This window comes from Clostridium sp. MCC328, assembly GCF_018785465.1.
Taxonomy (GTDB): domain Bacteria; phylum Bacillota; class Clostridia; order Lachnospirales; family Lachnospiraceae; genus Pilosibacter; species Pilosibacter fragilis.
On the sequence record NZ_WQPW01000108.1, the window covers coordinates 1 to 13,677 of the forward strand.

A 13,677-nucleotide genomic window follows, 5' to 3' on the forward strand; every position below is an offset into this window, starting at 1 on the left:
GCGTCGATACGCCACAGTTCGGCTTTCCTCGTCACCGTAACGCCAAACCATGCGTTTTCCAGATCGGTATCAAAATCCAGCAGATCGGGGCGCTTGGTAAGGAACAGGAACTGATGCTGTGGATTTTCACGGATCTTTGCAAATACCTCGTCTCTCCATTCCGGCTTCCATCCGGAGAGATCGCTCATGCCGGTAAGAAGAAAGTTTTGTGGACGTTTCTTTTCCATCATCTTGAGCTTACCCGGAAAGAACTCAGGATCAGCGAAGTCATCGATCATATGCCAGCGTTTCACATTGTTGCGGGCATAGCAATATGCACACCCCACTGTGCAGCCGATGACGAGATTCATGTTCTGAATCTGATCTTTGATACAAATACTCATGACTTCTGCCACTCCTCAAGATTCTTTCTGATGCGGTCGAGGCATTCCTCAAACCGGGTAATTTCTTCCTCTGAAAAACCCTTGTAGTAAATGCTGTCCATCTCATCAGATACAGAATCGTACTCGCCCTTTAAGGTATGTGCTTTCTCGGTCAGAAACAGGAGGGTTTTCCTTTTGTCCGTTTCAGACTGAACACGGCTTATCAGTCCTTGATTTTCCATTCTTTCCAGCATCGTCGTAAGAGAAGTTATCGCTAATCCGCATTTAGTCGAGAGTGATCTGATCGAGATTCCATCCTCCTGCCACAGCACATAAAGAATGCGCCCCTGGGCTCCATTAAACGCATCGATATTTTTTTCGCTGAGAATCTTCTCAAAAATCCGGTCACCAAGCTGTTTTATTTTGGTGACAAGAAATCCTCCATTTGTTTTCATGCAAAAGCTCCTATATAGTAGTTTATAAAATCATACTATATAGGAGCTTTATTGTCAACAGTTTGTATGTCTGAATAAAGGAAAATTCCGATTAGTTTGATCCTCTATGCCTTATGCCCGCCGATCTGCGCATTACGGTCTTTCGCGGTTGCGCCTTCTTCAAGATTCATCGCCTTGAGGATGGCGTTCTTTCCATACTTCTTTTTGATCGCAAGCGTGGCGGCTTGTATTTTCCTCTCACGCTCCAATGCGGCGTCTTCGGCTTTCTGTTTTTCCTCTTCTGCGGCATAGTCGGTGAAGAGGTCAAGCTGGACAGCACCGTCATTTTTCTTCGGCGCGTCCGCTTCCGGCAGGACATGATTTGCCACAACATACATACGGCGGACAAGCAGATTCTTGTCCACGATCCGGTCAAAGAGTTCTGACACAGCACACATTATTTTGCGCGTAGATGATGTGTGACCGTCGAGATTAGTAGAGCCGTGTGCCTGTTTGGGAATCTCCCGTCCGTAGGGGTCTTTCTCAATCGCGCCGTGATACTTTGCCCGTCGTGCCGGATCGGTCAGGTTCTCAATATCGTAGCCAACTGTGAGAACCATCTGGTCGGTGACAAGCCCCTTGTCCACCAAATCCAGCACAAGCAAGTCCGTCATTTCCCGCACAACCAACTTCGCTTTCTGCGGCTCATAGGGACAGTGCAATACCTGACCGGAGCTGATGCTGTTGGAGCTGGGACGGTATGCCTTGATTGCCTCAATGGTGGTCGGCTCCCAGCCCCACGCATGGTCGATGAGCAATTCTGCGTTCTTGCCGAAGAGTTTATAGAGTAGGTCTTCGTTCCGTTCAGAACAGAGGGCAACATCGCCCATGGTGAACATCCCGTTCTGCTCAAGTTTCTTGGCAATGCCTCGACCTACGCGCCAGAAATCCGTGAGCGGCTGATGCGTCCAAAGCTCGCGCCGGAATTTCATCTCATCCAGTTCAGCTATTCGGACGCCGTTCTTGTCGGCGGGGATGTGCTTCGCCACAATGTCCATTGCCACTTTGCAGAGGAAAAGATTCGTGCCAATTCCTGCGGTTGCTGTGATGCCGGTTGTTTCAAGCACATCGAGGATGATCTTCATGGCGAGGTCATGTGCCGAGAGCTTGTAAGTATTCAGGTAGTCCGTCACGTCCATGAACACCTCGTCGATGGAGTAGACCACAATATCTTCCGGGGCAATATACTTGAGATAAACCTGATAGATGCGGGTGCTGTACTCCATGTAGTACGCCATCCGAGGCGGCGCAATGATGAAGTCAATCGCCAGAGACGGGTCTGCTTGCAGCTCTGAGAAGAAGTGCGATGTGCCGTCCAGTCTGCGTCCCGGTGCGTCGTGCAGCCGTCCGGCATTCGCTTCCTTCACGCGCTGCTTGACTTCAAACAGCCGTCCGCGTCCGGAGATACCGTAGCTCTTGAGAGAGGGTGTAACGGCAAGGCAGATGGTCTTGTCCGTCCGGCTCTCATCCGCGACAACGAGATTTGTGTCCAGAGGATCTAAGCCGCGCTCCCGGCACTCCACGGAGGCGTAGAAAGATTTCAGGTCGATTGCGATATAGGTTTTGTCTTTCATTTTCGGCTGTCCTCCTTCCCGCAATGTATAAAAGCAGGAGCTTATGCGCTGCCAATCAAGTTCTCCGTCCTATCAAAGCGGCATCGGTGTCCGGGCGATCAGAATGACCGCCAGAATCGCGCCCACAAATGCCGCTGCCCCTACGACCGCCAACACCTTTTTGTCGAGCTTCTTCTTCGCTGCCTTGCCAATCAGCGCAGCGCAAGCCATGCAGACAGCCGCAGCAACAAGCGCAATGCCCAGCGTTTCCCATAGCCAAGAAAGTTCATGTAGGATTTTCATGCGATCATCATCTCCTGTTCGTTAAACTGGAATTTATAGTCCTCTCAAAACCAATTTGCTTTTTCTTCTCGAAATACGGGAATATCACTATCTCGATATGGATTGTAATTATGAAGATTGCAACCAAACTCTTTTAATGATTTTATTTTGTTATCCTGTGTCCATACAATTAAAGATATTCCGTCAAATTCTTCAACATTTCCATTATTCATTTTGCTTTTAAAATACCACTCCACGATTGTTTGATTGCCTTGATGAAAAAATTGCTTAATCTCCCAGACAAGAACACTTCCGCGTGTATTCCATTCGTCAAACCAGTGCTTTACCGTTTTGCGGTTTTCATATTTAGGACTCCAACTCTCAGTATATACAACATCATCTGTAAAAATATTGTCAATTCCTAAATCTGCTTTCTTAATCCACATATCAAACCATAATCGGATAATTTTTTCTCTCTCGTTCATAAAGTACCTCCACAAATTCCGAGTTGTCTGCCCCTTAAAGTCCAAGTCCTTCAACCCACGCCGCAAGCTCCTGATGCCCGACGCTACCCTTGAAAACCTTGCCGTCCATCAGCTTTGCGCCTTTGCAGCTCGGCGCAAGGCGTTCGTTCGTCTTGCCAATGTCGCTTCCTCCGGAGGTTGCAAACGGGATGATCGTCTTGCCGGTCAAATCATAGCTCTCAAGGAACGTATTGATAATCGTCGGCGCGACATACCACCAGATCGGGAAGCCCACAAAGATGGTATCGTAGTCCTTCATGTTGTCCCGCTTGACGGCAATCTCAGGACGGGAGGCAGGATCGCTCATCTCAATCGTGCTACGGGCTTTCTTGTCCATCCAGTTCAGATCAGCTTCCGTGTAAGGCACCTTCGGCTCAATCTCAAAGATGTCCGCGCCGATTGCCTCCGCCAGCGTCTCGGCAACCTTCGCGGTCACGCCGGACGCAGAAAAATATGCTACAAGTTTCTTGCTCATGTTTTTTCCTCTTTTCTCAAGTCACAAGTCTGTATATGGTCAGGGGCAGATACCAGAGGGCAACTGCCAGCTTCCAGATCAGAATTACGCCGCCGATCAGACCGCCAAGGACAAGGTTGAGTGCGACAACACCTACTGTCCCGGAAATGCCAAAGCCAATCGGAATCAGCGTGAACATCTTCCCAATGCCAAAAGGCACTCCGCAAGCAAGCCAGATCAGGAAATAATCGGGCGCTCCGTTTTCGACGAAAATACGGCTGAACATCGAAAACAAAAACAGCGCAACCACAACCGGAATGACGGTCTTCTTTAGGAACTCTTTCATGACATCGCTTTTCGTCATACTGACCTCCTTCATTTCAAAAAGCTGCTGCGGTACTCCATCCGACGAAGTTTATGCCCGGTTTCTGCCAGATGCGCGATTTTCAAAGCAACCAAGTTGATGTCTGTGTGCATTGCCCGCGCAATCTGCTCCGAGGTGTACCCGTAGTCGTAGATGTATTCGAGGATTTCATCGGAATCAAGAAGGATCTCTGCTGCAACGATGTTTGCCTCGTACTCCGGCTTCGTTGCCATATCATACAGCACAAACTCCTGCAAGCCATGTTTTTTTGCAAGCGCACGGTGCAGCCGGTCGTGACCGATCTCATGGGCGCAGACAATCCGCTTCATTTGAGGACTCAAATCCTTGTTGAGAAAGATGAAGCGGTTTCTTTTGACGATGCAGTACATACCCTTGAGTGATCCGAGATTTTCGCAATCGTCCATGACATTGATACCCAGCGCGTTTGCAATCTGGAAAGGATCTCTTGTGCCACAGCGTTGGACGAGATCGCTGCCGACTTTTGATAGTTGTTCGGCGTTCATCGCGCCACCTCCCTTCGGGGATAACCATTATATCAAACAGCCTGTACCAAAAACCGGACTTACTCTTCCGTCTGTTCTTTCCGGTACTTTTTCGGCGTGTATTTCTTGTTCTTTTCTTTTGCAATCCAGTAGGCTCTGGTGAGAGCCTGCATCGCACCGTCCAGCGCGTCTTCACTGAGACTGCCTCCTGCAAACATACCGGAAACCTCGCTCACCAGCTCGTCAATTTCCCGTGCTGCCTTTGCGCCGCCCTGTTCCTGTGCGGCAAGGACGAGCATTCCGCTGTTGCCGAGAAGATATTCCGGCGTTGTATTCAGAGCCTCAGCGATTTTCTTCACAACTTCATATTTTGTTGGCTTTCGACTGCCCAGCTCGTAATTTTGAATTGTCCTCGCAGTAACAGAGACTTTTTCTGCAAGAGCGGCTTGTGTCAGGTTTGCTTCCACTCTCTTTTCTCTCAGCCTGTCTTTGAATCCCATAAGGCACCTCTTTCTAAAATTTTCTGCGAACACGAACAGAACTTTCGTTAATTCCATTGACGTGAACATCGTGTTCGTGCTATACTGTGCCTACACGAACATCTCGTTCGTGAACATGATACCACACGAACAGAGCGTGTGTCAACATTCTTGGCGAAATTCGTGTCGGAAACAGGCAACTTTTTTAGGAACGGAGGACGCTTATGAACAATTTACAATGCAGAAAAGCCTACGTCAGAGTCAATCTGGATGTCGATGAAGAGGGAACAATCATCCCGATGCTGATCCGATGGAAGGACGGAAGGGTTTTTCAGATCGAACAGCTCAAGTACAAATGCCGCGCCAGCTCCAACAAGGTTGGGGGTGGCGGCATCCGTTACACGGTCATGATCAGAGGAAAGGAGTCGTTTCTCTTTCATGAAGGTAATAAGTGGTTTGTCGAAGCAAAGGAGGACAACTGCTCATGATTTTATCCCAGCGCCAACTTGAAGAAATTGCAGCCTCAACAACGAAGGACTTCAACCGGTTCTTTTTCGGGGATGAGGCTGACAAGCCCGACCGATCAGCTTTGCCAACACCCATTGATCAGTTTGCAAAGAATTATCTCGGTCTTCGCGTATCATTCGCCCGTCTCTCGCCGGACGGAAGCATCTGCGGTGTCACTGCCTATGCCGACACCGAGTACAAGATCACGGAGCTTGGTATTACGCGCACACTGGCTTTGAAGCGTAATCAGATTATCTTGGATGAGAGCTTCATTCGATCCGGCAATGTGCAGCGGCTCTGTGCCAAGCGTAGATTTACCCTTGCCCACGAGTGCGCTCATCAGATTCTCTTCCAACTGGAATCGGAAGAGGTAAAGACATCCTGCGAAATGAAATACTCCGCACGGACAGCCTATACGCCGCGAGAGCTGAAAACCCGCGAGGACTGGAACGAGTGGCAAGCAAATGTCTTGGGCGCGGCGATCCTGCTTCCTCAAAAAGAGGTTGACCTGGCAATGCGTCGGTTTGCAGAAACGCCGCTGATCAATTACGAGGGGAGGTATTCGTATGGTGATCACTTAACGCTGCGCCTTTTCTGCCGGTTGTTCGGTGTCTCCAAGACAACAGCGTCTATCCGCCTTCGTCAGCTCGGCTACATGGTAGATCGTCCATTCAGTGAGTATGTTGATCCATTGGAGGTGTGGTAATGAAGAGAGCATCCATTCGGGTTCAGGAACCGACGCCGGAGCTGATCGAAAAAATCCACAGGGCAAGAGTTGCCATTTCCCAGCAGAAGCCTCGATACCTGAAATGTCCGTATTGTCAGCATAATGCCATTGCTGTCTACGAGGACACGAGAGGTCATGTAGAATCCAAGTGCAAGAAATGCGGGCGGATCACCGTCTTTGATGTGCTGAACATGAGAAGACTGCGACCGCGTACCAAGTAAGTACCGAGTAAGAACCAGAGGACAAGCCTCTGTTCTAAAATAAAATATATGTCATAGCTGAGCTGTGGAGCCGCCTGATAGGTGAAGTCATCCTAATGCCGCATGAGACAGAGTGTAATTACTCTGTTTTATCGGCATGGGATTCAAACCTCACCGTCATGCGGCTCTTTTTCTGTCTTCACCCTTCCCGCTGCTCCCGCGCAGCGGAAAGGATGAACAATGAAAACACCTAAGACCCCTATCGAGTTCGACTACGACCTCTGGACTACGGAGGACGGAAAGTGCATGGTGCGCGTGAAAATCACCGGCGAAGTGACGGAGGTTGACCGTAAGGTCATGCGAATCCTCCGCGCAGAGGAAAAAAGACTGCGCCGCTCAAAGCAAGGAGTTCCCATTTCCGGAACTGAAGGCAAAACAGCCGAAGAACGGGCAAGTGTGCTGTCCTTAAGCTATGTCAGCTATGAGGGTTGTGAGGATTTAGAACCATACTGGTTGATTGATTCTTCCAGCATGGAGGAAAGCGTTATGTTCTGGATGTCAGAAAAGGAGTTTCGTGCAACGCTTACGCCGAGGCAACTTGACATCTACCTGAATTGCATCATCGGTGGACAGTCAAAAATTGATTATGCTGCTGCCAACAATATGCAGCGGCAAAGTGTTTACAATGCTGCGACACTAATCATGAAGAAAGCAAAATACTTTTTCAAAAAATTTTGATGATATACCTTACATTAGCTGCTTTTTTGTCCGTGGGATGGTGAAGAGAGGCAAATCACTCTTCACTGCTCCTTGAAAACTGAATAGTTCAGTGCTGCGGATCTTTCCGCTTCTGCGAAGCAACACAGCTTCCGACGCCAGGACCTCCCGCAAGGGAGTGAGCGACCTCCGGAGAGCTATAACAGCCGTGTGGTGCGGCTGCTTGCGACGATGCAGATGCCGGGTATAATGATACTTCCGTCTTTTCTTTGAAGGGGCGGCTCGGAGCGATCCTCGGAGGGGTGAGAGTCCCATGATACCGATTGACCATTGGTAGTCCGCAGCATTCCCTATTCGGCAGGGGCGCGAGCTGCAAATATGCCGGAAGGATAAACAACATGAAAACGCCCGAAAGGGCTTTATCATCAAAAACTATGGGCAGCAGTCTACTCAAAAAGGACTGCTGCCTATCCTTTTGCTGATAAGGCAAAAACAAATCTTGTGGAGGTGAGACGGGTGAATACCGCATCAACCATTTCTCAGCGCGATGCCTACAAGCTCATGCTGAAAGACTATCCCGATGTGATGAGCATTGAGCAGATGTGCGAAATACTCAGCATCAGCACAAAGACCGGCTACCGCATCCTGCGGGAAGGCAAAATCTGTTGTCTCAAAGTCGGCAGAGCCTATCGTATTCCGAAGGCTCATCTTTTCACGTTTCTCTGCATCGGTTGCGGAGAAGCAGTCACGGCGTAATGCTTGGACTCAATTTGTTTACAAAAAATGTTCGGCAGAGGTCCTCCAATTCGAACCCGGTTCTGGTATAATAGAAGCACGGTATCAGGTAGGTGTCTCTGCTACAAAGAAGGAGGATAATTATGGTAGCAGGACATCTCCGCGAAAAAAGCGGATATTACTACGCCGTGTTGAACTACACCGATTCTCTCGGAAAAAGAAAGACCAAGTGGATTTCCACCGGGCTTACTGTGAAGGGAAACAAAAAACGCGCCGAAGCAATCCTGATGGACGCACGACGCAATTTCAATCCCGAAGAGCCGAAGGTCATGAACGGAGACATTCTGTTCGCGGACTATATGGAAAAGTGGCTCGACATCATCAAAAGCTCGGTTGCAGTCCCGACATTCGCTTCATACTCGACTACGGTTAAAAAGATTGTAGCACCGTACTTCCGCGAAAAGGAAGTGACGCTCAAGAACCTGACCGCAAAAGACATTCAGGAGTTTTACCTGAGTGAGCTTGAGCGTGTCAGCCCGTCCTCGGTCATTCATTATCACGCCAACATTCACAAGGCACTCAAGTATGCCGTGAAGATTGACCTGATTGATGTAAACCCGGCGGATAAGGTTGAGCGTCCGAAGAAAGACCGCTACGTCGGCAGTTTCTATGATGCCGATGAGGTCAACGCTCTTTTCGAGGCTGCAAAAGGAAGCAAACTTGAGTTTCCGATTCTGTTCGGTGCGTTCTACGGTCTGCGCCGGAGTGAAGCAATCGGTCTGAAATGGGATGCCATCGACTTTGACCAGAACACCATCACCATTCGTCATACGGTTACTTCCTGTGATCTCGACGGCAAGCGCGTTCTGGTTGCGTCGGACACCACAAAGACCAAATCGAGTATGAGGACACTGCCTCTTGTTCCGTTCATGCGGGAAAGACTTCTTACGCTGAAAGAAGAACAACAGGAAAACCGCCGCTTGTGCGGACGCAGCTACATCAAGGACTATCTTGAGTATGTATGTGTCAATGAGATTGGCGATCTGATCAAGCCTCACTATGTCACAGAGAGTTTTCCGAAGCTGCTCAAGGCGAAAGGGATGAGACAGATCAGGTATCACGATCTCCGACATAGCTGCGCCTCGCTGCTTCTGGCAAATGGTGTTCCCATGAAGCAGATTCAGGAATGGCTTGGTCACAGCGACTTCTCAACTACGGCGAACATTTACGCACATCTGGATTACAGCTCGAAGCTGACTTCGGCTGACGCAATGCTCAATGGCTTGGGCTTTGCACAGAACTGAAAAAGAAAAGCCAGCAGTCGGAAAAACCGACTACTGGCGTGATTTCTGGCGGAGACGGTGGGATTCGAACCCACGGACCCTTGCGGATCAACTGATTTCGAGTCAGTCCCGTTATGACCACTTCGATACGTCTCCGTATTTATCTCAACATCAGCACCTCAGAAAACGGGGAGAACTGATGGGGAGAACAAGCAAAAATATTAAGTTAAGAATACCCGAAAAACCCCGTAAAATCAAGGGATTCCGGACAGGGAGCTACCGAGTAGCGACCACGATTTCGAGTGCGCCGCGTTACGGCCGCTTCGCTACGTCTCCAGGATGTCTGCCTCTTTAAAAAAGGCAGACTACATATTATTATACATATTTTTTCAGATTTGTATAGAGAAATTACAAAATAATTTTCACCAGCTTGCTCGTGCGTCGGTTTTCATCTCAAAATGCTTTGCAAGCTTGCCTGCATAAACATTTTTAAATGAGAACTGATATTAGGCGAACGCCAAATGCTTCTTGTTTTCATGCACATGAAAACAAGAAGCCAGCAGGCATCAATCCACTAATTCCCCTCCGCAAAATAAGCATCCACTGCTCCGGCGATCCCGCTCGCGATTTTCCCCTGGTAACCGTCATCCTGCAGCCAGGTATCCTCATCCGGATTGCTTAAAAATCCCATTTCAAACACACAGACCGGAATCTCGCACCAGTTGATATCGGAGGAGCTGTCCGTCTCCTGGACGCCGCGGTTTTTCGTGCCTGTGGTGCCGCAGACGGTGTCAACGATCTTCTTGGAAAGATTATAGCTCTTGTCGTGAAGACTGGCGTTATAAGGATTCTGGGACGTCATGCAGGTGGACAGTGCGCCGTAGACGCTGGAGTTATCCATAGTACCGGCATGAAGACGGATCAGGATATCCGCTCCGCTCTTGTTTGCCGCCACAGACCGCTCCGCGCTGCTCATATTCACATCATGGCTCGTGCGGATCATGACGACATGATAGCCGCGGTTTATAAGCTCTTTTTCCAGCTTTTTCGCCACTGTCAGCGTCACCTCGTACTCCGGGACTCCGCTGGATGTCCCCACCGCGCCTTCCGGCATCTTTGCCTTCATGGTCGTGGATGACGGGCCGATAGGCTCTTTTGAGGTGTTCGCCTTTGCCTGATGTCCCGCGTCGATGGCAACGGTGTGACCGTTAAACGGGATCTCCGGCGCAGTCTCAGCATCATCGCTCGCAGCCGCTGTGTACGCCGCCGCAGCCGCCTCTCTCGCGGCCTCAACGCTCTCTGCCTCGGACATCTCTGAGGACAGTTCTTCTGATTCTGAAGCTGCTTCCGCCAGTTCTGAACTCTCAGAAGCCACATCACCACCCTCTGGATCTGCGCTTAGCGGTTCCCCGGCAGCTTCTCCGAGCACCTGCACGTCCGCATCCCCGGACCCGGAAGCTCCTGTATCCGTGCTTTCTGCCACCAGGTCTGCACCATTCCCGGACATTTCAGCCCCCGCCGCCGTCTCACTGCTCAGATCCACTGCCTCATATTTCCTCGCCCCATTGCATCCGGTAAGCACCAGAGCAAAAAGGGCTGCAAAGACAAGGAATCGGAGGAGTCCGTTTCCCTTTTTCATCCTGCTCATAGGATCGTTCCTCCTCCGACTACGCATTCATCCTCATAAAATACAACTGCCTGTCCCGGCGTGATCGCACGCTGCGGTTTCTTAAACTGGCACTCCACCGTTCCATCCGGGAGTTCCCTGATGATACAAGGGGATCCCTTGTGGCTGTAGCGGATCTTCGCGAGAACCTCTTTCTCCTCTCCATGAAGACCGTCGATCGCCATCCAGTTCACATCCCTGCAGATCAGATGATCGGAAAACACATCATTCCCCTCGCCGATCACAACCTCGTTCGTCTCCGGGCGGATTCCTGTGACAAACACCGGATGTCCCATCGCAAGGTTCAAGCCCTTTCTCTGTCCGACGGTGTAGTGGGTGATTCCCTTATGTTTTCCGAGGATCACGCCGTTTTTGTCCACAAAGTTTCCGCATCCCGGAACATCGGACGCCTCGCGCTCGATAAATCCGGCATAATCGTTATCCGGCACAAAGCAGATCTCCATGCTGTCCTTCTTCTTTGCCACGGTGAGACCACGGTCCTCGGCGATCTTTCGCACCTCATCCTTCGCGTAATCACCGATGGGCATCAACGTCTTGGAAAGCTGGAACTGGGTCAGGTTGTAGAGCGCGTAGGTCTGGTCCTTCGCCGCCGTCACGGAATTGCGGATCGTGTAACGTCCGTTCGGCAGCTGGCTGATCCGGGCATAGTGACCGGTCGCAATATAATCAGCACCGATCTCCAGGCTGCGCTCCAAAAGCGCCTCCCATTTTACATAGCGGTTGCAGGCAATGCACGGATTCGGTGTCCGTCCGTGCAGATACTCCGCAACAAAATAATCAATGACATTCTTCTGGAATTCTTTCCGGAAGTTCATAACATAGTAGGGAATTCCAAGTGTCCACGCGACACGTCTCGCATCCTCCACCGCACTGAGTCCGCAGCATCCGCCGTTTTCCTCAACGGTACAGGAATCCTCTTCCTGCCAGATCTGCATGGTGACCCCGATCACGTCGTATCCCTGTTCCTTTAAAAGGCAGGCAGCAACCGATGAATCCACGCCTCCGGACATTCCTACCACGACTTTTTTCTTCATTAATATTCCTCGTCCTCTTCATGCTCACTGATATCGGACACCGGCTTCTGTAAGCCTTTGATCTCGATATGGTGCTTTTCTGCATAATCCCAGAGTGCTGCATGGATCGCTTCCTCTGCAAGCAGGGAGCAGTGAACCTTTACCGGCGGAAGTCCATCAAGTGCTTCCATAACTGCCTTATTGGTTACTTCCATCGCTTCCTCGATCGTCTTTCCCATTACCATCTCTGTCGCCATGCTGCTTGTAGCAACTGCAGCGCCGCAGCCGAAGGTTTTGAACTTGCAGTCACGGATGATGTGACTCTCGTCATCGATATCGAGATAGATTCTCATGATATCGCCGCATTTTGCGTTTCCGACAGTACCTACGCCGCTGGCGTCCTCAATTTCTCCCATGTTTCTTGGGTGCTGGAAATGGTCCATTACTTTCTCTGAATACATTATTTTTCCTCTTACTTTCTGTTCTTCTTAATGAAATCCTCATAGAGTGGGGACATTGCGCGAAGCTTCTCCACGATCTTCTTAAGGCAGTCTACAGTATGGTCGATCTCTTCCTTCGTTGTCTCCTCGCTTAAGGTAAGACGTAAGGATCCGTGCGCGATCTCGTGCGGAAGTCCGATAGCTAAGAGCACATGGGACGGATCCAGGGAACCGGATGTGCATGCGGAGCCGCTGGATCCGCAGATTCCGTCCATGTCCAGCATGATGAGTAAGGACTCACCCTCGATGAACTGGAACGCGAAGTTTGCGTTGTTGGAGAGACGGTTCGTGCGGTGACCGTTTAATCGTGTGTACGGGATCTCGTCCATGACACGTCCGATCAGGTAATCACGGAGCTCTGTCTCTTTCTTCTTATTATTCTCAAGCTCTGCCATCCCGATCTCGACAGCTTTCCCGAGACCGACGATTCCCGGCACGTTCTCAGTTCCGGCACGGCGTTTTCTTTCCTGGGCACCGCCATGGATGAAGGAGCGGAGCTTTAAGCCTTTTCTGATGTAGAGGAAGCCGACTCCCTTCGGTCCGTGGAACTTGTGGCCACTGGCGCTTAACATGTCGATATGGTACTCATCCACATTGATCGGCTCATGGCAGAATGCCTGAACCGCGTCTGTGTGGAAGATGATCCCGTTCTCATGGGCAATCTCACCGATCTCCCTGATCGGCTGGATCGTTCCGATCTCGTTGTTGGCGAACATCACAGAGATCAGGATCGTATCCGGGCGGATTGCTTTCTTCAACTCGTCGATGGAAACGGAGCCGTACTCGTCTACCGGGAGGTAGGTGATCTCATAGCCGCGCTTCTCGAGATACTCACAGGTGTGAAGGATCGCGTGGTGCTCGATCTTTGTTGTGATGATGTGTTTTCCTTTGGACGCGTAAGCCTCCGCAGTCGCGATCAGAGCCCAGTTGTCGGACTCGGAACCGCCGTTTGTAAAGTAGATCTCATTGTCCTTTGCGCCGAGAGAATTTGCGACCGTCTCTCTTGCCTTTGCGAGCGCTTCCTTACACGGTGTGGAAAACTCATATACCGCAGAAGGGTTTCCGTAATATTCTGTATAAAACGGCAGCATGGCTTCCACGACTTCCGGACGTACCTTTGTCGTAGCCGCATTGTCGAGATAGATTACTTTCTTCATTGTTCCGCCTTTCTGTAAAGCTTGATCATCCAGTCTTGCTGTTATACCGCCGCAAGGCTGAACTGTTACCATTTATTTTATGCCATGACCCGAAAGTCAGCTCCCAAAAAGGCGCGGACAGGCCACAGATATCCTA

General features: G+C 50.2%; 19 protein-coding genes and 1 tRNA gene. 6 read left to right on the forward strand and 14 right to left on the reverse strand.

The features are described 5' to 3' along the window. The 9 genes from GPK83_RS14230 to GPK83_RS14270 form a co-directional block, all read right to left on the reverse strand. Positions 1–383 (reverse strand): DUF5131 family protein (locus tag GPK83_RS14230; protein ID WP_215705085.1); only part of this gene is annotated, 383 nt, incomplete at its 3' end. After that, positions 380–817, reverse strand: a complete 438-nt coding sequence (locus GPK83_RS14235; RefSeq protein ID WP_215705086.1) for a radical SAM mobile pair system MarR family transcriptional regulator — start codon at positions 815–817, stop codon at positions 380–382. The genes GPK83_RS14230 and GPK83_RS14235, both read right to left, overlap by 4 nt. A gap of 104 nt (positions 818–921) precedes the next feature. Then, entirely contained in the window at positions 922–2,430 is a 1,509-nt protein-coding gene (locus GPK83_RS14240) for a DNA methylase (RefSeq protein WP_215705087.1), read from the reverse strand. 72 nt (positions 2,431–2,502) lie between these two features. Continuing rightward, positions 2,503–2,640 (reverse strand): hypothetical protein, encoded by a 138-nt coding sequence (locus tag GPK83_RS14245; RefSeq protein WP_252196375.1) that lies wholly within the window; start codon positions 2,638–2,640, stop codon positions 2,503–2,505. A gap of 116 nt (positions 2,641–2,756) precedes the next feature. Next, the gene (locus tag GPK83_RS14250) at positions 2,757–3,176 is read right to left on the reverse strand and encodes a nuclear transport factor 2 family protein (protein ID WP_003864537.1); all 420 of its coding nucleotides are present in this window, start codon (positions 3,174–3,176) and stop codon (positions 2,757–2,759) included. 34 nt (positions 3,177–3,210) lie between these two features. Next, positions 3,211–3,690, reverse strand: coding sequence for a flavodoxin (locus GPK83_RS14255; protein WP_050005984.1), 480 nt, complete (start codon positions 3,688–3,690; stop codon positions 3,211–3,213). A gap of 16 nt (positions 3,691–3,706) precedes the next feature. Then, positions 3,707–4,033 (reverse strand): DUF6050 family protein, encoded by a 327-nt coding sequence (locus GPK83_RS14260; protein WP_215705088.1) that lies wholly within the window; start codon positions 4,031–4,033, stop codon positions 3,707–3,709. 11 nt (positions 4,034–4,044) lie between these two features. Beyond that, positions 4,045–4,557, reverse strand: coding sequence for an ImmA/IrrE family metallo-endopeptidase (locus tag GPK83_RS14265; protein WP_215705089.1), 513 nt, complete (start codon positions 4,555–4,557; stop codon positions 4,045–4,047). Positions 4,558–4,616: 59 nt separating this feature from the next. Next, complete coding sequence (locus GPK83_RS14270; protein WP_007592960.1) at positions 4,617–5,036, reverse strand: helix-turn-helix transcriptional regulator; 420 nt, start codon at positions 5,034–5,036, stop codon at positions 4,617–4,619. A gap of 203 nt (positions 5,037–5,239) precedes the next feature. Between GPK83_RS14270 and GPK83_RS14275 the strand changes: the two genes are divergently transcribed. The 6 genes from GPK83_RS14275 (at position 5,240) to GPK83_RS14300 (ending at position 9,205) form a co-directional block, all read left to right on the forward strand. Beyond that, the gene (locus tag GPK83_RS14275; protein WP_119311423.1) at positions 5,240–5,503 is read left to right on the forward strand and encodes a hypothetical protein; all 264 of its coding nucleotides are present in this window, start codon (positions 5,240–5,242) and stop codon (positions 5,501–5,503) included. Then, positions 5,500–6,228, forward strand: coding sequence for an ImmA/IrrE family metallo-endopeptidase (locus GPK83_RS14280; protein WP_215705090.1), 729 nt, complete (start codon positions 5,500–5,502; stop codon positions 6,226–6,228). Before GPK83_RS14275 ends, GPK83_RS14280 begins: the two co-directional genes overlap by 4 nt. Next, positions 6,228–6,470, forward strand: coding sequence for a hypothetical protein (locus tag GPK83_RS14285; RefSeq protein WP_117473792.1), 243 nt, complete (start codon positions 6,228–6,230; stop codon positions 6,468–6,470). The genes GPK83_RS14280 and GPK83_RS14285 overlap by 1 nt, the downstream gene beginning before the upstream one ends. Positions 6,471–6,689: 219 nt before the next feature. Beyond that, a complete protein-coding gene (locus GPK83_RS14290; RefSeq protein ID WP_119311426.1) occupies positions 6,690–7,187 on the forward strand; it encodes a hypothetical protein in 498 nt (165 codons plus the stop codon). 540 nt (positions 7,188–7,727) lie between these two features. Next, a complete protein-coding gene (locus GPK83_RS14295; protein WP_084761729.1) occupies positions 7,728–7,922 on the forward strand; it encodes a helix-turn-helix domain-containing protein in 195 nt (64 codons plus the stop codon). 122 nt (positions 7,923–8,044) lie between these two features. After that, on the forward strand, positions 8,045–9,205 hold the full coding sequence (locus tag GPK83_RS14300; RefSeq protein WP_215705091.1) for a tyrosine-type recombinase/integrase: 1,161 nt from the start codon (positions 8,045–8,047) through the stop codon (positions 9,203–9,205). 46 nt (positions 9,206–9,251) lie between these two features. On the opposite strand, the gene GPK83_RS14305 is transcribed toward GPK83_RS14300, so the two are convergent. The 5 genes from GPK83_RS14305 to nifS all read right to left on the reverse strand — a co-directional run bounded on the left by GPK83_RS14305 (position 9,252) and on the right by nifS (position 13,541). Continuing rightward, positions 9,252–9,340 (reverse strand) — tRNA-Ser (locus GPK83_RS14305). Between the two features lie 418 nt (positions 9,341–9,758). Beyond that, positions 9,759–10,832 (reverse strand): N-acetylmuramoyl-L-alanine amidase, encoded by a 1,074-nt coding sequence (locus tag GPK83_RS14310; protein WP_252196376.1) that lies wholly within the window; start codon positions 10,830–10,832, stop codon positions 9,759–9,761. Further along, positions 10,829–11,905: a tRNA 2-thiouridine(34) synthase MnmA gene (gene mnmA / locus GPK83_RS14315; RefSeq protein WP_215705093.1), complete on the reverse strand. Its 1,077-nt coding sequence runs from the start codon at positions 11,903–11,905 to the stop codon at positions 10,829–10,831. The genes GPK83_RS14310 and mnmA overlap by 4 nt, the downstream gene beginning before the upstream one ends. After that, complete coding sequence (nifU, locus tag GPK83_RS14320; RefSeq protein WP_015553494.1) at positions 11,905–12,345, reverse strand: Fe-S cluster assembly scaffold protein NifU; 441 nt, start codon at positions 12,343–12,345, stop codon at positions 11,905–11,907. The genes mnmA and nifU overlap by 1 nt, the downstream gene beginning before the upstream one ends. Before the next feature lie 11 nt (positions 12,346–12,356). Continuing rightward, on the reverse strand, positions 12,357–13,541 hold the full coding sequence (nifS, locus tag GPK83_RS14325) for a cysteine desulfurase NifS (protein ID WP_215705094.1): 1,185 nt from the start codon (positions 13,539–13,541) through the stop codon (positions 12,357–12,359). Positions 13,542–13,677 lie beyond the last annotated feature (136 nt).